Origin of the sequence: Pseudomonas sp. 2(2015), from assembly GCF_000955865.1 — a bacterium.
Taxonomy (GTDB): domain Bacteria; phylum Pseudomonadota; class Gammaproteobacteria; order Pseudomonadales; family Pseudomonadaceae; genus Aquipseudomonas.
The window spans coordinates 126022-145013 of the sequence record NZ_JYOF01000013.1 but is presented as its reverse complement, the minus strand read 5'-3'; the positions used below and the strand labels follow the sequence as shown (position 1 = coordinate 145013).

Sequence of the window (18992 nt, the reverse complement as noted above, 5' to 3'; positions counted from 1 at the left end):
GACTATCTGTTCCAACTGGAGCCCTGCATGACCCTCGATCGCGATGCCGCCACCCATGTCGCCCAGGTTTTGTCCGAAGCGCTGCCTTATATCCGCCGCTTTGTCGGCAAGACCCTGGTGATCAAATACGGCGGCAACGCGATGGAGAGCGAAGAGCTCAAAACCGGTTTTGCCCGCGACGTGGTGCTGATGAAAGCGGTCGGCATCAACCCGGTGGTCGTGCACGGTGGCGGCCCGCAGATCGGTGACCTGCTCAAGCGCCTGTCGATCGAAAGCCACTTCATCGACGGCATGCGCGTTACCGACGCGCAAACCATGGACGTGGTGGAGATGGTCCTCGGCGGCCAGGTCAACAAGGACATCGTCAACCTGATCAACCGTCATGGCGGCAGCGCCATCGGCCTGACCGGCAAGGATGCCGAGCTGATTCGCGCGAAGAAGCTCACCGTCAGCCGCCAGACGCCAGAGATGACCACTCCGGAAATCATCGACATCGGTCATGTGGGCGAAGTGGTCGGAGTGAACACCGACCTGCTCAACATGCTGGTCAAAGGTGACTTCATTCCGGTGATCGCGCCGATCGGCGTGGGCGCCAACGGCGAGTCGTACAACATCAACGCCGACCTGGTGGCCGGTAAGGTTGCCGAAGCACTGAAAGCTGAAAAGCTGATGCTGCTGACCAACATCGCCGGCCTGATGGACAAGCAAGGCACCGTGCTCACCGGCCTGACCACCGAGCAGGTCAACGAACTGATCGCCGACGGCACCATTTACGGCGGCATGCTGCCGAAGATCCGCTGCGCCCTTGAAGCGGTGCAAGGCGGGGTCAACAGCTCGCACATCATCGATGGCCGGGTGCCGAACGCGGTACTGCTGGAGATCTTCACCGACAGCGGCGTAGGCACCCTGATTACCAACCACAAGCCGCGCTAAGGCACAAAAAAGGCGACCCTCGGGTCGCCTTTTTTTTGCCTCAGATACCGTACTGGGCCCGGTAGGCCTCGACGGCCGGCAAGTGCTGCTTGAGCGCCGGGTCGTCGGCGAGGAACTCCAGCACCTGGGTCAGCGAGACGATGCTCACCACCGGAATGCCGAAGTCGCGCTCCACTTCCTGGATCGCCGACAGCTCGCCGTTGCCGCGCTCCTGGCGGTTCAGCGCGATCAACACGCCAGCAGCCTTGGCTTGCTGGGCCTGGATGATCTGCATGACTTCGCGGATGGCGGTACCGGCAGTGATCACGTCGTCGATGATCAGCACATCGCCGGTCAGCGGTGCGCCGACCAGGCTGCCGCCTTCACCGTGGGCCTTGGCCTCTTTGCGGTTGAAGCACCACGGCAGGTCGAGGTCATGGTGCTCGGCCAGGGCCACGGCAGTGGCTGCCGCCAGGGGGATACCCTTGTAGGCCGGGCCGAACAGCACGTCGAACGGGATCTTGCTGTCGACGATTGCCGCAGCATAGAAACGCCCGAGCTGAGCCAGGGCCGAACCGCTGTTGAACAGGCCGGCGTTGAAGAAGTACGGGCTGGTGCGCCCGGACTTGAGGGTGAACTCACCGAAGCGCAGAACCCCGCGGTCGATGGCAAAACGAATGAAGTCGCGCTGATACGGCTGCATGAAGAGTCCCGGATACCACGGATTTAGCTAATTGAGTACAGCTCGGGTATCATACACGCACGAGATTTTTGGGGCCATTTATGCGGATCATCAGTGTGAACGTTAATGGCATTCAGGCTGCCGTTGAGCGTGGTTTGCTCAGCTGGCTACAAGCCCAGAATGCTGACGTCATCTGCCTTCAGGATACCCGCGCCTCGGCCTTTGAACTCGACGACCCAGCTTTCCAGCTCGATGGCTACTTCCTTTATGCCTGCGACGCAGAAGTTCCCGCCCAAGGCGGCGTGGCACTTTATTCGCGGTTGCAGCCCAAGGCAGTCATCAGCGGCCTGGGCTTCGAGACAGCCGACCGCTACGGACGTTACCTGCAGGCCGATTTCGACAAGGTAAGTATTGCAACCCTGTTGCTACCTTCGGGAATGAACGGCGATGAAGACTTGAACCAGAAGTTCAAGTTGATGGACGACTTCGCCAAGTACCTGGACAAGCAGCGGCGCAAGCGTCGCGAGTACATCTATTGCGGCTCGTTGTACGTGGCGCAGCAGAAGCTCGACGTCAAGAACTGGCGCGATGGCCAGCAGTCTCCAGGCTTCCTGGCGCCGGAACGCGCCTGGATGGACGAGATTGTCGGCAACATGGGCTATGTCGATGCCCTGCGCGAAGTCAGCCGTGAAGGCGACCAGTACAGCTGGTGGCCAGACAACGAGCAGGCCGAGATGCTCAACCTGGGCTGGCGCTTCGACTACCAGCTGCTGACCCCGGGCCTGCGCCGCTTTGTTCGCAGCGCACGCCTGCCACGCCAGCCGCGCTTCTCCCAGCACGCGCCGCTGATCGTGGATTACGACTGGACGCTGACCATCTAAGTCGTGCAGCCACAAAAAAACCGACTTCATGTCGGTTTTTTTGTGGCTTCAGCTTTTATCAGATCATTATTTGATCGGCCGCCAGGTCAGCGGGTAGCGATAGGGCTGGCCTTCGTTGGCCTTGACCCCGGCGATGATGGTCAGAATCAGCACGGCGATCATCAGCATGCCAAACAGCACGATGCCGATCAGGACAAACATCAGCAGCCCACAGATGATTCCGGCGATGAATACTGTGATCTGGAAGTTCAGTGCCTCCTTGCCCTGGGCATCGACGAACGGGTCGACGTCCTTTTTCCAGATCCACATCACCAGCGGCCCCAACAGGCTGCCGAAGGGGAAGACCAGGCCGAGCAAGGCAGCCAGGTGACAGAACATCGCCCATTGCCGGACTTCGGCGTTGGGAGTGGGCAACTGCAAGGGCTGCTCGGTCATGCTCTGCTCCTGGGCGTGGGTGTATCAGTCAGCCAGCGAGGCCTGCTGCAGTTCGAACAGGTCAACCATGCCTTTTTGCGCCAGTGCCAACATGGCGTTGAGCTCTTGCGGCTGGAATGGCGCGCCTTCGGCAGTGCCTTGTACTTCGATGAAGCCGCCTGCGCTGGTCATCACCACGTTCAGGTCGGTCTCGGCTGCCGAGTCTTCGAGGTAGTCCAGGTCGAGCACCGGCTCACCCTGGTACATGCCTACCGAGACGGCTGCGATCATGTGCTTGAGCGGGTCACCGCCCTTCAGGCCGCCGCGCTTCTTGACCACGCGCAGGGCATCAACCAGGGCAACCATGGCGCCGGTGATCGAAGCGGTGCGGGTGCCGCCGTCGGCCTGGATCACGTCGCAGTCGACGTACAGGGTGATGTCGCCCAGCTTGCTCATGTCCAGCGCAGCGCGCAGGGAGCGGCCAATCAGGCGCTGGATTTCGAGGGTGCGACCGCCTTGCTTGCCACGGCTGGCTTCGCGCTGGTTACGCTCGCCGGTAGAACGCGGCAGCATGCCGTATTCGGCCGTCAGCCAGCCCTGGCCCTGGCCTTTGAGGAAGCGCGGGACACCGTTCTCGACACTGACGGTACAGATGACTTTGGTGTCACCGAACTCGACCAGTACTGACCCCTCGGCGTGTTTGGTGTAGTTGCGGGTGATGCGGATCGAGCGGAGCTGATCGGCAGCGCGACCACTTGGACGTTTCATTTGGGATACCTGTACTGGACTTGAATCTGCCCAGCATTATAGAGCGCGCCGGGCGATGAGGACACGCCTATTGTCGCAGGCCCCGAAACAGACGGCCCAGGGCCGCAGGTCGGGTTTTTCCGGGAACCGCGTGAGGGTTTGTAACATCAGTTGATTGGGAGCCAGCGCCGCACTGCGCTACAATCCTGCGCCTTCAGCCGCTTGGCTTTCCTTCATCTTTTGCGCGAGGTACTTCCCATGGTGCACAGCATGACCGCTTTTGCTCGAGTCGAGCGCGCCGGTAGCCAGGGCACCCTGATCTGGGAACTGCGCTCAGTCAATCATCGTTACCTGGAGCCGCACCTGCGCCTGCCAGAAGCCTTCCGCGACCTCGAGGGCGCCGTGCGCGAAAGCCTGCGCCAGGGCCTGTCGCGCGGCAAGGTCGAATGCACCCTGCGCTTCAACGAAGAAAACAACGGCAAGGCCCTGCAGGTTGATCGCGAGCGCGCCGCGCAACTGGTTGCCGCCGCCGAGACAGTCGCCAGCCTGATCAAGCAGCCGGCGCCGCTCAACCCGCTCGAGGTTCTGGCCTGGCCCGGCGTGCTGGTGGCCGATGCCGCCGACCCGCAGGCGCTCAACAGCGAGGCCATGGCCCTGTTCGAAGAGGCCCTGAACGAGCTGAAGAACGGCCGCAACCGCGAAGGCGCAGAACTCGCGCGACTGATCAACGAGCGCCTGGACAACATGGCCAGCGAGGTCACCACCTTGCGCGCCCTGGTGCCGCAGATGCTCGCGGCGCAACGGCAGAAGATCCTCGACCGCTTCAGCGACATGCAGGCCGAGCTCGACCCGCAGCGCCTGGAGCAAGAGATGGTCATGCTCGCGCAAAAGAGCGACGTCGCCGAAGAACTCGACCGCTTGAGCACCCACGTCACCGAAGTGCGCCGCGTGCTCAAGTCCGGCGGTGCCGCCGGCCGGCGCCTGGACTTCCTGATGCAGGAGCTCAACCGCGAAGCCAATACCCTGGGCTCCAAAGCCTTCGACCCACGCAGCACCCAGTCCGCGGTCAACCTCAAGGTACTGATCGAGCAGATGCGTGAACAAGTACAGAACATTGAGTAAGGCCACCCCGACCATGAATCACAGCAGCGGCACCCTTTACATCGTTTCGGCCCCCTCCGGCGCCGGCAAGACCAGCCTGGTCAAAGCCCTGATCGATGCTGACAACAGCATCCAGGTGTCGGTCTCGCACACCACCCGGGCCATGCGCCCGGGCGAAGTGCACGGCGTGAACTATCACTTCGTCGAACACACCGAGTTCAAGCTGATGATCGAGCAAGGCGACTTCCTCGAACAGGCCGAAGTCTTCGGTAACTTCTACGGGACTTCGCGCAGCGCGCTGCAACAGGCGCTCGACCAGGGCCAGGACCTGATCCTCGAGATCGACTGGCAAGGCGCCCAGCAGGTGCGCACGCTGATGCCCGAGGCGCGCTCGATCTTCATCCTGCCGCCGACCCAGGAAGCCCTGCGCCAGCGCCTGACCAACCGCGGCCAGGACAGCGACGAGATCATCGAAGGACGGATGCGTGAAGCAGTGAGCGAGATGAGTCACTACGACGAGTATGACTTTGTCATCATCAACGATGACTTCGCCACGGCACTGGAAGACCTCAAGGCGGTGTTCCGCGCCAATCGCCTGCTGCAAGCCAACCAGCAGCAGCGTCATGGCCAGCTGCTCAAGCAATTGCTTGCCTGAGCAACCTGCCGCTCCAGCCGCTTAGCGGCGGCTGGAGACCGTGGCGTGACGATGCAGGGTCATGCCCAGGAAGAACGCCGGCGCACGCAGACGCGACAGCATCATCAGCACCAGGCCGAGTACGGTGATGATCATTGCGATCACGAACACCAGGCCCAACCCGCCCACATGCGAACCGCTGCCGAACGACGGCGAAGCGCTGTCGATGGCTGTCTGCAGGAAAATCACCGAAAGGATGCCACCGCCAAGCAGCGGGCACAGGCCGCGCATCAGGAAATGCCGCACGCTGTCGAACAGGCTGTGGCGGAAGTACCAGACGCAAGCATAGGCAGTCAGCGAATAGTAGAAGCAGATCATCATGCCCAGGGCGGTGATGGTGTCTGCCAGGACGTTTTCGCTCAAGGTACGCATGGTCACGTAGAACACACCTGCCGCCATGCCGGCGCAGATGGTGGCGTAGCGCGGGGTTTTCGAGCGCGGGCAGATGCTGGCGAAACGCTCGGGCACAGCGCCGTAGTAACCCATGGCCAGCAACGTGCGCGCCGGCGATACGAAAGTGGACTGCAGCGAGGCAGCAGTGCTGGCCAGCACCGCGATCGACATCAGGATAGCCAACGGCCCCATGACCGGGCCGGCCAGGTGAGCGAAGACGTTTTCCTGGATGCGCGGGTTGTTCAGGCCCAGGCCAATGTCACCGATACCGGCGAATTGCAGGGTAGCGATTGCTGTGACCAGGTACAGGCCAAGAATCAGCAGCACCGTCAGGGTCGCCGCACGGCCAGGGGTATCACCGCTGCCGACCGATTCTTCACTGATGCTCAGGCACACGTCCCAGCCCCAGAAAATGAAAATCGACAGCGACAGGCCGGCGGTAAAGGCCGAGAACGACTCAACGCCGAAGGGGTTGAACCAGTCCAGGTCGAACGCCAGCGGTGGCGTCGCCGACGACTCGCCAAACGCAGCCATGGCAAAGCCCACCAGCACCACCAGCTGCAAGGCCACCAGGCCGTACTGCACGGTCATGGTCGTGGCGATGCCGCGACAGCAGATCCACACCGCCATGGCGATGAACACGCAACAGGTGACGACATTGACCAACAGGTTGTCGCTGAGCGCAGCCACCTCGTGGCTGCCGGTGATCTGCCCAAGGAATAGATAGAAGAAGTCGACGGCCACCCCGGCCAGGTTGGACAGCACGATGGTGGTTGCGGTAACCAGCCCCCAGCCGCCAATCCAGCCGATCATCGGGCCGAACGCCCGTGCCGACCAGGTAAAGGAAGTACCGCTGTCCGGCTCGGCCGCATTCAGTTCGCGGTAACCCAGGGCCACCAGCAGCATCGGCAGGAAGCCAACGATGAATACCGCCGGCAGATGAGCCCCGACTTCACGCACGGTCGGGCCCAACGCACCAGTCAGGGTGTAGACCGGAGCGATGGTGGAAATGCCCAGCACGATGCTGGCCAGCAGTCCGAGCCGGCCCTTGGCCAGCCCCTTGGATCGCCCGCCCTCACCTGGGGACAGGCCTGCTTTGTGTTCACTCATGAGTAGTTGCCGCCAATATTGGTATTGTTTTTCAGGACGCCCCGCGGGGTGTCCGCTTTCACTCATTGAAACCTGTTGCGTGGTACTTCAAGCCCGGATCAACCGGCTGACCTCATAGGATCTTCTCCCGGATCCGCTCGCCCATGGCACGGGTCAGGCATGCCTCACGAAATGCCTGGAACAGGCGCAGCGAGACCGGGTTGTCGGCAAAACGGTACTCGGGGTGCCATTGCACGCCGACCACAAAGCCCGGGGCGTCTTGCATCGACACCGCTTCGATCAGCCCGTCGGGGGCCAATGCCTCGGCGCGCAAGCCGCCAGCCAGGCGATCGATACCCTGGCTGTGCAGCGAATTGACCATGAAGCTGTGCTCCATCCCCAGGCGTTCGAACAACCCGCCGGGCTGGACAGTGACCAGGTGACGGGGGCTGTACTGTTCTTCCAGCGGGGCGTCCTGCGGCTCACGATGATCCAGGTAACCCGGCAGTTCCTGCACCCGCTGGTGCAGGGTGCCACCGAGGGCCACGTTGAGTTCCTGGAAACCACGGCAGATGCAGAACACCGGCACGCCGTCGGCAATCGCCGCCTGCAGCAGCGGCAGGGTCAGTCGATCGCGAAACACGTCGTGCTGGGTCCCTTCCACGCTGGGGGCGCCATTGTAATGATGCGGCTCGACATTTGAAGGCGAACCGGTAAAAAGAATGCCATCGAGCCGCTCCAGTACGCGGCGCGGGTCGCTGGGCTCGGCCCTGGCCGGGAGGATCAGGGGGATCCCGGCAAAGCCTGCGGCCTCGACATATTTGTCGCCCACGGTGTGCGACGAGTTCTTGCCCAGTTGCTGGCGGCAAGCGGAAACGCCAATCAAAGGCGGCATTGCTGCGGTAGTTTGCATGGGTTCACCCTCCCTTACAGCTTGATCCAGGTCGCCTTGAGTTCGGTGTATTTGTCGAAAGCGTGCAACGATTTGTCCCGGCCATTACCCGACTGCTTGAAGCCGCCAAACGGTGCGGTCATGTCGCCGCCGTCGTACTGGTTGACCCAGACACTGCCAGCACGCAGGGCGCGAGCGGTGTTGTGGGCACGGGAAATGTTGCTGGTCCACACCGCCGCCGCCAGGCCGAAGGGCGAGTCGTTGGCAATGTCGATGGCTTGTTCGGCGCTATCGAAGGTGATCACCGACAGCACCGGGCCGAAGATTTCTTCGCGGGCGATACGCATGGCATTGGTCACGCCATCGAAGATCGCTGGCTGCACGTAAACACCGCAGGTGTCTTCCAGCACCCGCTCGCCACCGGTGACCAGGGTGGCACCGTCAGCCTTGCCGGCTTCGATGTAACCGAGCACGGTGTCCAGTTGGGTGGTGTCGACCAGGGCGCCGACGCGGGTGTCCGGGTCCAGCGCATGGCCGGGCTTCCAGGCCTTGAGGGCCTCGACCACCATCGGCAGGAACTGGTCCTTGATCGAGCGTTCAACCAACAGGCGCGAACCGGCAATGCACACTTCGCCCTGGTTGAAGGCGATAGCGCTGGCCGCAGCTTCGGCGGCGGCCTGCAGGTCCGGGGCGTCGGCGAAGACGATGTTCGGGCTCTTGCCACCGGCTTCGAGCCAGACGCGCTTCATGTTCGACTCGCCGGCGTAGACCATCAGCTGCTTGGCGATGCGGGTGGAGCCGGTGAACACCAGGGTATCGACGTCCATGTGCAGGGCCAGGGCCTTGCCGACGGTGTGGCCGTAACCTGGCAGCACGTTGAGGACACCGGCCGGCAAACCGGCTTCGATCGCCAGTTGGGCGATACGAATGGCGGTCAGCGGCGATTTTTCGGACGGCTTGAGGATCACCGAGTTACCGGTGGCCAGGGCCGGGCCGAGTTTCCAGCAGGCCATCATCAGTGGAAAGTTCCACGGAACAATGGCCGCGACCACGCCGACCGGCGAGCGGGTGACCAAACCCAGCTGGTCGGACGGGGTCGCAGCAACTTCGTCGTAAATCTTGTCGATGGCTTCAGCGTTCCAGCGGATGGCATTGGCCGCCGCCGGAATGTCGATGCTCAGGGCATCGGCAATCGGCTTGCCCATGTCCAGGGTCTCGAGCAATGCCAGTTCTTCGGCATTGGCCAGAAGCAAATCTGCAAAAGCAATCAGCACCCGCTTGCGCTGGGCCGGCGCCTGGTTGGCCCAGACGCCACTGTCGAAACTGCGCCGGGCCGCAGCGACGGCGCGTTCGGCATCGGCGCTGTCACAGCTGGCGATCTGCGCCAGCTGGCGGCCGTCGACCGGGCTTGAACACTCGAAAGTCTCGCCGGACACACTGGCGCAGTACTGGCCGTCGATGAAGGCGCGGCCTTCGATGTTCAGGCCCTGGAAAAGCTGTTCCCAGTGTTGGCGTGGTGCTGTTGTCATTGTTGTTTTCTCCGGCGTCACACCGTGTGCAGGTACCAGTTGTATTCGAGGTCGGAAATCGACACCTCGAACTCGGCCATCTCGCTTTCCTTGCAGGCGACAAAAATATCGATGTAGTCGGGGCTGATGTACTTGTTCAGCACTTCACTGTCATCGAGCTCACGCAGCGCATCGCGCAGGTTGTTCGGCAGGCTCTGCTCCAACTGCTCGTAGGAGTTGCCCTCGATAGGCGCTCCCGGCTCGATCTGGTTGGTCAGGCCGTGGTGGATGCCGGCGAGAATGGCCGCCATCATCAGGTACGGGTTGGCATCGGCGCCGGCAACCCGGTGCTCGATACGCACGGCATCGCTGCTGCCGGTCGGCACGCGGACCGCTACGGTGCGGTTGTCCAGCCCCCAGCTCGGCGCGTTGGGCACGTAGAACTGGGCACCGAAACGCCGGTAGGAGTTGATGTTCGGGCAGAGGAAGGCCATTGACGCCGGCATGGTCTCGAGCACGCCACCAATGGCGTGGCGCAGGGTTTCGCTTTGCTCGGGGTCTTCGCTGGTGAAGATGTTCTTGCCGGTTTTTTTGTCCAGCAACGAGATGTGCACGTGCAGGCCGTTACCGGCCTGGCCCGGATAGGGCTTGGCCATGAAAGTGGAGTCCATTTCATGGTCGTAGGCGATGTTCTTGATCAGGCGCTTGAGCAACACCGCGTAGTCGCAGGCCTTCATCGGGTCGGCAACGTGGTGCAGGTTGACCTCGAACTGCGCCGGGGCGCTTTCCTTGACGATCGCATCCGCCGGGATGCCCTGCTCCTTGGCGGCTTCAAGCATGTCCTGCAGGCAATCGACGTATTCGTCGAGATCGTCGATCAGGTACACCTGGGTCGACTGCGGGCGCTTGCCGGAGATCGGCGAACGCGGCGGTTGCGGGCGGCCGTTGAGGTTGTCCTGGTCGATCAGGTAGAACTCAAGCTCAAACGCCGCGCAAATATCCAGGCCCAGCGCATCGAACTTCTCCACCACGCTGCGCAGCACTTCCCGCGGGTCGGCGAAGAATGGCGTACCGTCCAGTTCGTGCATGGTCATCAGCAATTGCGCGGTCGGACGCTTCTGCCACGGCTCGTAGGCCAAGGTACCGGGGATCGGGAAGCAGATGCGGTCGGCGTCGCCGATGTCCAGGCCCAGGCCGGTGCTTTCGACGGTCGAGCCGTTGATGTCCAGGGCAAACAGCGAAGCCGGCAGGTTGATGCCTTTTTCGTAGACTTTAACCAGGCTTGCACGCTCGATGCGCTTGCCACGCACCACGCCGTTCATGTCTGCAATCAGCAGATCGACAAATTGCACCTCAGGGTGGGCCTGGAGAAATTCGCCCATCTCATCGAGAGGGATGGCGCACGGGGAGACCGACGTCATGGCTAGGCATCCTTTGATTTTTTATCGAACGACATGGAGGAGGTACTACTGCGCTATCGAGAGCGGCGATGGTTTCATTTGTTCTTTTTAAGTGGTCCCATCGTGGGGAACAGCTGAACGCCGTGGGTTCGCACGGACGTTCCAGATTTTTCTGACAACGTCGCGACTTGATTCACGACTGCCGCCTCACTATAGAATGGCCCCCACGCAACAGACATTGGCATTTAGGCAAGTAAAGAGTGCATCCATGCAATATCAGATCAGCCACGCCGACCTTTCCCTGGTGCTTGCACTGGTCCGCGGCCGTTCCCTGGCCAAGGCCGCCGAGCTGCTGAAGGTCGATGTATCGACTGTTTTTCGTTCGATCCGCCGCATGGAAGCCGCCCTGGGTACCGCGTTGTTCGTCAAAAGCCGCAAAGGCTACATCCCCACCGGTACCGCCCAGGCCCTGGCCGAGCAGGCCGAACGCGCCGAGCAGGCACTGGATGCCGCGCGGGTGGCGCTGGAACTCGGTGAGCAGGTAGTCAGCGGCACGGTGCGCCTGACCTGCACCGACGCCGTGCTGCACAGCCTGTTGCTGCCAGCGCTGGCCGAGTTCATGCCGGCGTATCCGGCGCTGTCGCTGGAGCTGGCGACCTCCAACACCTTTGCCAACCTCAGCCGGCGCGATGCCGACCTGGCCCTGCGCCTGACCAACACCCCGCCGGAGCACCTGGTCGGGCGCTGCCTGGGATCGGCGTCCTATGTGGTGTGCGGCCGCGAAGAGTTTCGCGACAAGCTCAAGGACGCGCCGGCGGCGCTGCCGTGGATAGCCCCGGACGACACCATGCAGGACCACCCCACCGTGGTCTGGCGCAGCGAACACCTGCCCGGGGTCATGCCGCGCTACCGTTGCAGCAGCATCTCGGCGATTGCCCAGCTGGTAACCGCCGGTCTGGGCGTGGCGGCCCTGCCAGACTACATGGCCCATACCCTGCCCGGCGTCGAATCGCTGAGCGCTGCCCTGCCCGGCTGCGACACCGAAGTCTGGCTGCTGACCCGCCCCGATTGCCGCGCCTTGCGTTCAGTGCAGACGCTGTTCGACGAATTGACCCCGCGCCTGCGCGATGCCTTGGGTCGCCAGTGAAATCGTCCTCGCGGGGCAAGCCCGCTCCCACAGAACCTCTGTAGGAGCGGGCTTGCCCCGCGATGCTATTGAATTGAGCACGCATACAAGACAGTTGTGCTAGAGCCCTGCAAGTAGGTATCGTCGAGGTATCAAGGGCTCGAAATGAAATCAGCGCTTCCCTAAAGGCTGGTGATTTTTTAAACTATCGAGTCCGCTCGCCCTTTCGGGCTGAACTCCGCATTTGCTACTTGAGGAAGACCATGGCCCGCGTAACCGTTGAAGACTGCCTAGAACACGTGGCTAACCGTTTTGAGCTGGTCATGCTCTCCACCAAACGTGCCCGTCAACTGGCCACCGGCGGCAAAGAGCCGAAGCTGCCATGGGAAAACGACAAACCTACCGTCATGGCCCTGCGCGAAATCGCTGAAGGCATCTGCACTGATGAGTTCATGGCTGCAGAGTCGATCCAGACTCAAGTTGAGCCAATGTTCGCGTTCGGCGAGGGTGACGAGACCAACGAGGCGGTCTAAGCCCATGCCTGGTCGACGTAGTACGGCACCGGTCATCGTCCCTTGGCAAGAGGTAATCCCATGCCGAGCATAGACGCCCTCGCCGATCGCTTGTCGACCTACCTCGGCGCCGACCAGGTCAACCTGGTGCGCCGGGCGTATTTCTACGCCGAACAAGCCCACGACGGCCAGCGCCGTCGCAGCGGCGAAGCCTACGTCACGCACCCGCTGGCGGTGGCAAGCATCCTTGCCGACATGCACATGGACCATCAGAGCCTGATGGCCGCCATGCTTCATGACGTGATCGAAGACACCGGCATCGCCAAGGAAGCACTCAGCTCGCAATTTGGCGAAACCGTGGCCGAACTGGTCGACGGCGTCAGCAAGCTGACCCAGATGAACTTCGAGACCAAGGCCGAAGCCCAGGCGGAAAACTTCCAGAAAATGGCCATGGCCATGGCCCGGGATATCCGTGTGATCCTGGTCAAGCTGGCCGACCGCCTGCACAACATGCGCACCCTCGAAGTGCTGTCCGGCGAAAAGCGCCGGCGCATCGCCAAAGAAACCCTGGAAATCTACGCCCCCATCGCCAACCGCCTGGGCATGCACAGTGTGCGCGTAGAGTTCGAAGACCTCGGCTTCAAGGCCATGCACCCGATGCGCTCGGCGCGCATCTACCAGGCGGTCAAGCGCGCCCGCGGCAACCGCAAGGAAATCGTCAACAAGATCGAAGAGTCGCTGGCCCACTGCCTGGCGGTCGACGGTATCGAAGGCGAAGTCAGCGGCCGGCAGAAGCACCTCTATGGCATCTACAAGAAGATGCGCGGCAAACGCCGGGCCTTCAACGAGATCATGGACGTCTACGCGTTCCGCATCATCGTCGACAAGGTCGACACCTGCTACCGCGTGCTGGGCGCCGTGCACAACCTGTACAAGCCGCTGCCGGGGCGCTTCAAGGATTACATCGCGATCCCCAAGGCCAACGGCTACCAGTCGCTGCATACCACGCTGTTCGGCATGCACGGGGTCCCGATCGAGATCCAGATCCGCACCCGCGAAATGGAAGAGATGGCCAACAACGGCATCGCCGCCCACTGGCTGTACAAGTCCAGTGACGACGAGCAGCCCAAGGGCACCCATGCCCGGGCGCGCCAATGGGTCAAAGGCGTGCTGGAAATGCAGCAACGCGCGGGCAACTCCCTCGAATTCATCGAGAGCGTGAAGATCGACCTGTTCCCGGACGAGGTCTATGTGTTCACGCCCAAGGGCCGGATCATGGAGCTGCCCAAAGGCTCCACGGCGGTCGACTTCGCCTACGCGGTGCACACCGACGTCGGCAACAGCTGCATTGCCTGCCGCATCAACCGCCGCCTGGCGCCGCTGTCCGAACCGCTGCAGAGCGGCTCGACGGTCGAGATCGTCAGCGCCCCGGGGGCGCGACCGAACCCGGCCTGGCTCAACTTCGTGGTGACTGGCAAGGCCCGTACGCACATCCGCCATGCGCTCAAGCTGCAGCGCCGCTCGGAATCCATCAGCCTTGGCGAACGCCTGCTGAACAAGGTTCTCAACGGCTTCGACAGCGCCCTGGACAAGATCCCCCAGGAGCGCATCCAGGCCATGCTCGGCGAATACCGCCTGGAGCTGATCGAAGACTTGCTCGAAGACATCGGCCTGGGCAACCGCATGGCCTACGTAGTGGCCCGACGCCTGCTGTCCACCGAGGGCGAGCAGCTGCCAAGCCCGGAAGGCCCGCTGGCCATTCGCGGCACCGAAGGCCTGGTGTTGAGCTACGCCAAATGCTGCACGCCGATCCCGGGCGACCCGATTGTCGGTCACCTGTCGGCGGGCAAAGGCATGGTGGTGCACCTGGAAAACTGCCGCAACATCAGCGAAATCCGCCACAACCCGGAAAAATGCATCCAGCTGTCCTGGGCCAAGGATGTCACCGGCGAATTCAACGTCGAGCTGCGCGTCGAGCTTGAGCACCAGCGCGGCCTGATCGCGCTGCTGGCCAGCAGCGTCAACGCCGCCGACGGCAATATCGAGAAAATCAGCATGGATGAACGCGATGGTCGCATCAGCGTGGTCCAACTGGTGGTCAGCGTGCACGACCGTGTGCACCTGGCACGCGTGATCAAGAAACTGCGCGCCCTGACCGGGGTGATCCGAATCACCCGCATGCGTGCGTAGCCCAATAACAGCAAGGAGTCATCATGACCAAGACCGTCATCACCAGTGACAAGGCCCCAGCCGCCATCGGCACCTATTCCCAGGCGATCAAGGCCGGCAACACGGTGTACATGTCCGGGCAGATCCCGCTGGACCCGAAAACCATGGAACTGGTCGAAGGCTTCGAAGCCCAGACCGTCCAGGTCTTCGAAAACCTCAAGGCCGTTGCTGAAGCCGCTGGCGGTTCGTTCAAGGACATCGTCAAGCTGAACATCTTCCTCACCGACCTCAGCCACTTCGCCAAGGTCAACGAGATCATGGGCAAGTACTTCGACCAGCCGTACCCGGCCCGCGCCGCCATTGGCGTTGCTGCCCTGCCGAAAGGCGCGCAGGTTGAAATGGATGCCATCCTGGTCATCGAGTAACACCCCCGAGGGCGCGCCGCCCGGTGCGCCCTCATCCCCCGCCCCTGCAAGGACCCCCGCCATGCGCTACGCGCTCGCCCTGTCGCTGCTCGCCACCCTGTTGAGCGGCTGCGCCAGCCACAGCCCGGAAGACCTCAACGGTACCTGGATCAACCAGAACGCCATCGACGCTGCCGCCAAAGGCTCCAACCTGCGCCAGGCCCTGCTCGCCAACGGCCCGAACCTTGAGTGGAAGGTCAACGTTGCCGCCAGCCAGGCCACCTTCAGCAATGGCTTTGAAGCGGGCGACGGCAAGCTCAAGGCGCTCAAAGATGGCCAGTGGGAAGTCGATTTCTACGGTAACTACGCCGAGACGCTGAGCCTGGACGGCGACGAACTGGTTCAAGCGGCCAGTGACGCCAACCCGCAGCAGAGCTTCCAGCGCGCCGAAACCCCGGCACCCATTGATGCGCCAGCTGGCACCACCTTTGAAACCGAGCTGTACAAGGCTTACATGGGTGGCGACTGGAAGATTGTCGAGGGCCCGGGACAGGGTGCAGTGGCGCATTTTCGCGCCAACGGCAGCCTCGACGGCCTGCCCGGCCTGGATCGCTACGCGCTGTGCCTGGCTGGTGATTGCGCGGCCATGAGCGGCGAGCACGACAGCCTGTGGCTGGAACGCAACCAGCAGGGCAACCCGTGGATCTTCAAGCGTGACGGCAAACAGCTGGAAATCTTCCAGGCCGTCAACAAGGCCCAGGCCGACGAGATGCCCGATCTGCAACCTGGCCCTCGTCGCTGGCTGCTTGAGCGTCAGTAAGGGTTAATTGCTTCCGGCAAGGATGGCCGCATAGCCTTCCTTGTAGCTTGGGTACTGTGGCGCCCAGCCCAGTGCCCGGGCCCGGGCGTTGCTGCAGCGCTTGCTGCCGGCACGGCGCACCCGCTCCTGTTCCGACCACTGGGTAACGCCCATGTACTCGCGCAGCCAGGCAACCACGTCAAACAGCGGCGCCGGTGCGTCATCGACACCGATGTAGCAGTCGTCCACAGCCTTGCCTTGCTGATCGCTCTTGAGCAAGAACGCCAGCAGCCCGGCAGCATCTTCAGCGTGAATGCGGTTGCCGTACAGCGGCGGCTCTTCGGTTACTCGATAACCCTGGCGGACCTGGCTGAGCAGCCATTCGCGACCCGGGCCGTAGATGCCCGTAAGGCGCACGATGGTCACCGGGATGCCGCTGGCCAGGGCCAGTTGCTCGGCTTCGAGCATGACCTTGCCCGAATAGCCTTCAGGCGCCACGGCAGCAGTTTCGTCAATCCACTCGCCGTCCTTCTGCGCATACACGCTGCTGCTCGAGACAAACAGCAGGCGCCGCGGCTTTTGCCCGCGCTCGGCCAGCCAGGCCAGCACGTTGCGCAGGCCCTCGACATAAGCGGCCTGATAACCGGCTTCGTCATGCTGGCTGGCGGCAACGCTGTAGACCAGGTAATCCGGAGCGTCAACCGGCCAGTCGGCCGGGCAACGCGAGTCATTCAAGTCGGCAGCGATCGCCGTCACCCCCTCTGGCAATTGGCCAACACTGCGGCGCAAGCCGCTCACCGGCCAGCCAGAGGCCAGCAATTGCTTGGCCAGACGGCCACCGACATCGCCACAACCGACGATCAGAACTGAGGGCGCAGACATCCTGAAACTCCGCAAATCAAAGGCCCAGCCTATCCAAATAAATCGATAGGCGGCTAGCTATGATGGAAAAAAAGTAACTTTATTACTTCTGCTAACAAGAATTACTTGCAATAATGGCCACCCAATTTTGTTCTCGGCCTGTCTCGAGGCCTGGAAGGACAACCACCTCTTTCTTCTTCATCAGGTCAGGCCAGCATGACACGTATCCAACCTTCCGCTTCGCCAACCACGTCGCGCGCATGGCGCGCCGTTGCCGCGCTGATGCTCAGCCTGGTGATGGCACCCGCCGCCCTGGCCGATGAGCCGACCACCGTACCCGCCCCTCCAGCCGCCGCCGTTGCACCGGCCGCACCGGGTGCCGAACAGGCTGCTGCGCCGACCGATCCGGCTGCCGCGCCTGCTGTTGCTCCGGTTGATGGCCAGGCCGCCAGCCCGGCTGACGAAAGCGTTGAAGCACTGGTTGAAGATACCAGCCTGGGCATGGCCCACGACCTGTCGCCATGGGGCATGTACAAGAACGCCGACATCGTGGTGAAGATCGTCATGATCGGCCTGGCCATCGCCTCGATCATTACCTGGACCATCTGGATCGCCAAAGGCTTCGAGCTGCTGGGCGCCAAGCGTCGCCTGCGTGGCGAGATCGCCGCCCTCAAGCGTGCCACCACCCTCAAGGAAGCCAGCGACAGCGCCAACAAAGAAGGCACCCTGGCCCACATCCTGGTTCACGATGCCCTGGATGAAATGCGCCTGTCGGCCAATACCCGCGAGAAAGAAGGCATCAAGGAGCGCGTCAGCTTCCGCCTTGAGCGCCTGGTAGCTGCCAGCGGCCGCAACATGAGCAGCGGCACCGGCGTCCTCGCCACCATCGGTTCCACCGCGCCGTTCGTCGGTCTGTTCGGTACCGTCTGGGGCATCATGAACAGCTTCATCGGCATCGCCAAGACCCAGACCACCAACCTCGCCGTGGTTGCCCCGGGTATCGCCGAAGCCCTGCTGGCTACCGCCCTGGGCCTGGTCGCAGCGATCCCTGCGGTGGTCATTTACAACGTCTTCGCCCGCTCCATTGCCGGTTACAAGGCGCAGGTGTCCGATGCCTCGGCCGAAGTCCTGCTGCTGGTCAGCCGCGACTTGGACCACCAGCCAGGCGATCGCGCCGCGGCACCTCACATGGTTAAAGTGGGCTAAGCCATGGGCCTGCATCTTAACGAAGGTGGCGACGACCTCGCCGAAAACCACGAAATCAACGTCACGCCGTTCATCGACGTCATGTTGGTCCTGCTGATCATCTTCATGGTGGCAGCGCCGCTGGCAACCGTCGACATCAAGGTCGACCTGCCAGCCTCGACCGCAAAACCGGCGCCGAGGCCCGAGAAGCCGGTGTTCCTCAGCGTCAAGGCTGACCAGAACCTGTACGTCGGTGACGAGCAGGTCCAGCGTGACCAGCTCGGCGCGATTCTCGACGCCAAGACCAAGGGCGACAAGGACACCACGATCTTCTTCCAGGCCGATAAAGGTGTCGATTACGGCGATCTGATGGAAGTCATGAACACGCTGCGCGCGGCCGGTTACCTGAAAGTCGGTCTGGTCGGCCTTGAGACGGCAGCCAAGAAATGATCAAGACGCGGCATAAGCTGGCGCGTTACAGCAGTAGTCTGGCGATTGTGCTGGGTATCCATGCCGTTGCCGTGTTGCTGACGCTCAATTGGTCGGTGCCCCAAGCGATCGAGTTGCCGCCTGCGGCAATGATGATCGAAATGGCCCCGATGCCCGAACCGGCCCCGCCACCTCCACCCAAGGTGGTCACCCCGCCACAGCCGCCAGCGCCGGTCGAAGAACCGCCGCTGCCGAAACTGGCCGAGGCGCCGAAACCGAAAATCGCCATTGCCAAGCAGGTCAAGCCAAAGGCCAAACCGCAGCCGCCCAAGCCCGAGAAAAAGCCTGAGCCGCCGCAGGAAAAGCCGGCCGACGAGGAAGTGGTCGATACACCGCCAACCACCGCACCGTCGCAGAAATCGGCGGCTCCGGCGCCGAGCATCGCCACCAACAGCAATGCCCTGCCGACCTGGCAGAGCGATCTGCTGCGACACCTGGCGAAGTACAAGCGCTACCCGGAAAACGCCCGGCGCATGCGTATGGAAGGCATCAATCGCCTGCGCTTCGTGGTCGATGGCGAGGGCAAGATCCTCTCCTACGCCCTGGCTGGTGGATCGGGCAGCGCGGCACTGGATCGGGCGACCCTGGAGATGATCCGTCGCGCGCAACCGGTGCCACCGCCGCCTAAAGAACTGCTCAACAACGGCAGCATTGAAGTGATCGCGCCTTTCGTCTACTCGCTGGACAAACGCTAACGCTTTGTTTCTGTCACAAACGAGCAAGTCTGATAACGT

General features: G+C 62.5%; 20 protein-coding genes. 12 read left to right on the top strand and 8 right to left on the bottom strand.

Annotation, left to right across the window (positions count from 1 at the left end; genetic code table 11):
* The first annotated feature begins 27 nt into the window (after positions 1-27).
* Positions 28-933 (top strand): acetylglutamate kinase, encoded by a 906-nt coding sequence (gene argB, locus UB48_RS18170; RefSeq protein ID WP_045199591.1) that lies wholly within the window; start codon positions 28-30, stop codon positions 931-933.
* 40 nt (positions 934-973) lie between these two features.
* On the opposite strand, the gene pyrE is transcribed toward argB, so the two are convergent.
* Positions 974-1615, bottom strand: a complete 642-nt coding sequence (pyrE, locus tag UB48_RS18165; protein WP_045199589.1) for an orotate phosphoribosyltransferase — start codon at positions 1613-1615, stop codon at positions 974-976.
* Positions 1616-1695: 80 nt separating this feature from the next.
* Between pyrE and UB48_RS18160 the strand changes: the two genes are divergently transcribed.
* A complete protein-coding gene (locus UB48_RS18160; protein ID WP_010225880.1) occupies positions 1696-2475 on the top strand; it encodes an exodeoxyribonuclease III in 780 nt (259 codons plus the stop codon).
* Positions 2476-2541: 66 nt separating this feature from the next.
* On the opposite strand, the gene UB48_RS18155 is transcribed toward UB48_RS18160, so the two are convergent.
* The gene (locus UB48_RS18155) at positions 2542-2910 is read right to left on the bottom strand and encodes a DUF4870 domain-containing protein (protein ID WP_045199587.1); all 369 of its coding nucleotides are present in this window, start codon (positions 2908-2910) and stop codon (positions 2542-2544) included.
* Positions 2911-2934: 24 nt separating this feature from the next.
* Positions 2935-3657, bottom strand: coding sequence for a ribonuclease PH (rph, locus tag UB48_RS18150; RefSeq protein ID WP_045199585.1), 723 nt, complete (start codon positions 3655-3657; stop codon positions 2935-2937).
* A 237-nt stretch (positions 3658-3894) separates the two neighbouring features.
* On the opposite strand from rph, the gene UB48_RS18145 reads away from it, so the two are divergent.
* Positions 3895-4758: a YicC/YloC family endoribonuclease gene (locus UB48_RS18145; protein WP_045199583.1), complete on the top strand. Its 864-nt coding sequence runs from the start codon at positions 3895-3897 to the stop codon at positions 4756-4758.
* A gap of 13 nt (positions 4759-4771) precedes the next feature.
* A complete protein-coding gene (gene gmk, locus UB48_RS18140; RefSeq protein ID WP_045199581.1) occupies positions 4772-5392 on the top strand; it encodes a guanylate kinase in 621 nt (206 codons plus the stop codon).
* Between the two features lie 21 nt (positions 5393-5413).
* Here the strand turns inward: gmk and UB48_RS18135 are convergent, their stop codons facing one another.
* The 4 genes from UB48_RS18135 to UB48_RS18120 form a co-directional block, all read right to left on the bottom strand.
* Positions 5414-6934 (bottom strand): APC family permease, encoded by a 1521-nt coding sequence (locus UB48_RS18135; protein WP_045199579.1) that lies wholly within the window; start codon positions 6932-6934, stop codon positions 5414-5416.
* Positions 6935-7046: 112 nt separating this feature from the next.
* Positions 7047-7826 (bottom strand): gamma-glutamyl-gamma-aminobutyrate hydrolase family protein, encoded by a 780-nt coding sequence (locus UB48_RS18130; protein WP_045199578.1) that lies wholly within the window; start codon positions 7824-7826, stop codon positions 7047-7049.
* Between the two features lie 14 nt (positions 7827-7840).
* Positions 7841-9334, bottom strand: a complete 1494-nt coding sequence (locus UB48_RS18125; protein ID WP_045199576.1) for an aldehyde dehydrogenase — start codon at positions 9332-9334, stop codon at positions 7841-7843.
* A gap of 17 nt (positions 9335-9351) precedes the next feature.
* Positions 9352-10734: a glutamine synthetase family protein gene (locus tag UB48_RS18120; protein ID WP_045199574.1), complete on the bottom strand. Its 1383-nt coding sequence runs from the start codon at positions 10732-10734 to the stop codon at positions 9352-9354.
* Between the two features lie 247 nt (positions 10735-10981).
* Here UB48_RS18120 and UB48_RS18115 point away from each other — a divergent pair, with 247 nt between their 5' ends.
* The 5 genes from UB48_RS18115 to UB48_RS18095 all read left to right on the top strand — a co-directional run bounded on the left by UB48_RS18115 (position 10982) and on the right by UB48_RS18095 (position 15744).
* The gene (locus UB48_RS18115; RefSeq protein WP_045199572.1) at positions 10982-11860 is read left to right on the top strand and encodes a LysR family transcriptional regulator; all 879 of its coding nucleotides are present in this window, start codon (positions 10982-10984) and stop codon (positions 11858-11860) included.
* Between the two features lie 242 nt (positions 11861-12102).
* Positions 12103-12372: a DNA-directed RNA polymerase subunit omega gene (gene rpoZ, locus UB48_RS18110; protein ID WP_045199570.1), complete on the top strand. Its 270-nt coding sequence runs from the start codon at positions 12103-12105 to the stop codon at positions 12370-12372.
* A gap of 60 nt (positions 12373-12432) precedes the next feature.
* A complete protein-coding gene (gene spoT, locus UB48_RS18105; protein WP_045199568.1) occupies positions 12433-14541 on the top strand; it encodes a bifunctional GTP diphosphokinase/guanosine-3',5'-bis pyrophosphate 3'-pyrophosphohydrolase in 2109 nt (702 codons plus the stop codon).
* Between the two features lie 23 nt (positions 14542-14564).
* Positions 14565-14945 carry a RidA family protein gene (locus tag UB48_RS18100; protein ID WP_014340863.1) on the top strand — a complete coding sequence of 127 codons (381 nt, stop codon included), beginning with the start codon at positions 14565-14567 and terminating at the stop codon, positions 14943-14945.
* 61 nt (positions 14946-15006) lie between these two features.
* Positions 15007-15744, top strand: coding sequence for a hypothetical protein (locus tag UB48_RS18095; RefSeq protein ID WP_045199564.1), 738 nt, complete (start codon positions 15007-15009; stop codon positions 15742-15744).
* 3 nt (positions 15745-15747) lie between these two features.
* On the opposite strand, the gene UB48_RS18090 is transcribed toward UB48_RS18095, so the two are convergent.
* Positions 15748-16605 carry an SDR family oxidoreductase gene (locus tag UB48_RS18090; protein WP_045199561.1) on the bottom strand — a complete coding sequence of 286 codons (858 nt, stop codon included), beginning with the start codon at positions 16603-16605 and terminating at the stop codon, positions 15748-15750.
* A gap of 195 nt (positions 16606-16800) precedes the next feature.
* On the opposite strand from UB48_RS18090, the gene exbB reads away from it, so the two are divergent.
* The 3 genes from exbB to UB48_RS18075 are packed head-to-tail and all read left to right on the top strand — an operon-like array spanning position 16801 to position 18953.
* Positions 16801-17790 carry a tonB-system energizer ExbB gene (gene exbB / locus UB48_RS18085; RefSeq protein ID WP_045199559.1) on the top strand — a complete coding sequence of 330 codons (990 nt, stop codon included), beginning with the start codon at positions 16801-16803 and terminating at the stop codon, positions 17788-17790.
* A 3-nt stretch (positions 17791-17793) separates the two neighbouring features.
* The gene (exbD, locus tag UB48_RS18080) at positions 17794-18219 is read left to right on the top strand and encodes a TonB system transport protein ExbD (RefSeq protein ID WP_045199557.1); all 426 of its coding nucleotides are present in this window, start codon (positions 17794-17796) and stop codon (positions 18217-18219) included.
* Entirely contained in the window at positions 18216-18953 is a 738-nt protein-coding gene (locus tag UB48_RS18075; RefSeq protein WP_045199555.1) for an energy transducer TonB, read from the top strand. Before exbD ends, UB48_RS18075 begins: the two co-directional genes overlap by 4 nt.
* Positions 18954-18992 lie beyond the last annotated feature (39 nt).

Excerpts from the sequence above, each read along its gene's own strand:
- rph (WP_045199585.1), bottom strand. The coding sequence starts at position 3,657 with ATGAAACGTCCAAGTGGTCGCGCTGCCGATCAGCTCCGCTCGATCCGC.
- UB48_RS18125 (WP_045199576.1), bottom strand. The coding sequence starts at position 9,334 with ATGACAACAGCACCACGCCAACACTGGGAACAGCTTTTCCAGGGCCTG.
- UB48_RS18075 (WP_045199555.1), top strand. The coding sequence starts at position 18,216 with ATGATCAAGACGCGGCATAAGCTGGCGCGTTACAGCAGTAGTCTGGCG.
- pyrE (WP_045199589.1), bottom strand. The coding sequence starts at position 1,615 with ATGCAGCCGTATCAGCGCGACTTCATTCGTTTTGCCATCGACCGCGGG.
- UB48_RS18145 (WP_045199583.1), top strand. The coding sequence starts at position 3,895 with ATGGTGCACAGCATGACCGCTTTTGCTCGAGTCGAGCGCGCCGGTAGC.
- argB (WP_045199591.1), top strand. The coding sequence starts at position 28 with ATGACCCTCGATCGCGATGCCGCCACCCATGTCGCCCAGGTTTTGTCC.
- UB48_RS18115 (WP_045199572.1), top strand. The coding sequence starts at position 10,982 with ATGCAATATCAGATCAGCCACGCCGACCTTTCCCTGGTGCTTGCACTG.
- UB48_RS18095 (WP_045199564.1), top strand. The coding sequence starts at position 15,007 with ATGCGCTACGCGCTCGCCCTGTCGCTGCTCGCCACCCTGTTGAGCGGC.
- rpoZ (WP_045199570.1), top strand. The coding sequence starts at position 12,103 with ATGGCCCGCGTAACCGTTGAAGACTGCCTAGAACACGTGGCTAACCGT.
- UB48_RS18135 (WP_045199579.1), bottom strand. The coding sequence starts at position 6,934 with ATGAGTGAACACAAAGCAGGCCTGTCCCCAGGTGAGGGCGGGCGATCC.
- spoT (WP_045199568.1), top strand. The coding sequence starts at position 12,433 with ATGCCGAGCATAGACGCCCTCGCCGATCGCTTGTCGACCTACCTCGGC.
- UB48_RS18100 (WP_014340863.1), top strand. The coding sequence starts at position 14,565 with ATGACCAAGACCGTCATCACCAGTGACAAGGCCCCAGCCGCCATCGGC.
- UB48_RS18160 (WP_010225880.1), top strand. The coding sequence starts at position 1,696 with ATGCGGATCATCAGTGTGAACGTTAATGGCATTCAGGCTGCCGTTGAG.
- exbB (WP_045199559.1), top strand. The coding sequence starts at position 16,801 with ATGACACGTATCCAACCTTCCGCTTCGCCAACCACGTCGCGCGCATGG.
- UB48_RS18120 (WP_045199574.1), bottom strand. The coding sequence starts at position 10,734 with ATGACGTCGGTCTCCCCGTGCGCCATCCCTCTCGATGAGATGGGCGAA.
- UB48_RS18130 (WP_045199578.1), bottom strand. The coding sequence starts at position 7,826 with ATGCAAACTACCGCAGCAATGCCGCCTTTGATTGGCGTTTCCGCTTGC.
- gmk (WP_045199581.1), top strand. The coding sequence starts at position 4,772 with ATGAATCACAGCAGCGGCACCCTTTACATCGTTTCGGCCCCCTCCGGC.
- exbD (WP_045199557.1), top strand. The coding sequence starts at position 17,794 with ATGGGCCTGCATCTTAACGAAGGTGGCGACGACCTCGCCGAAAACCAC.
- UB48_RS18090 (WP_045199561.1), bottom strand. The coding sequence starts at position 16,605 with ATGTCTGCGCCCTCAGTTCTGATCGTCGGTTGTGGCGATGTCGGTGGC.
- UB48_RS18155 (WP_045199587.1), bottom strand. The coding sequence starts at position 2,910 with ATGACCGAGCAGCCCTTGCAGTTGCCCACTCCCAACGCCGAAGTCCGG.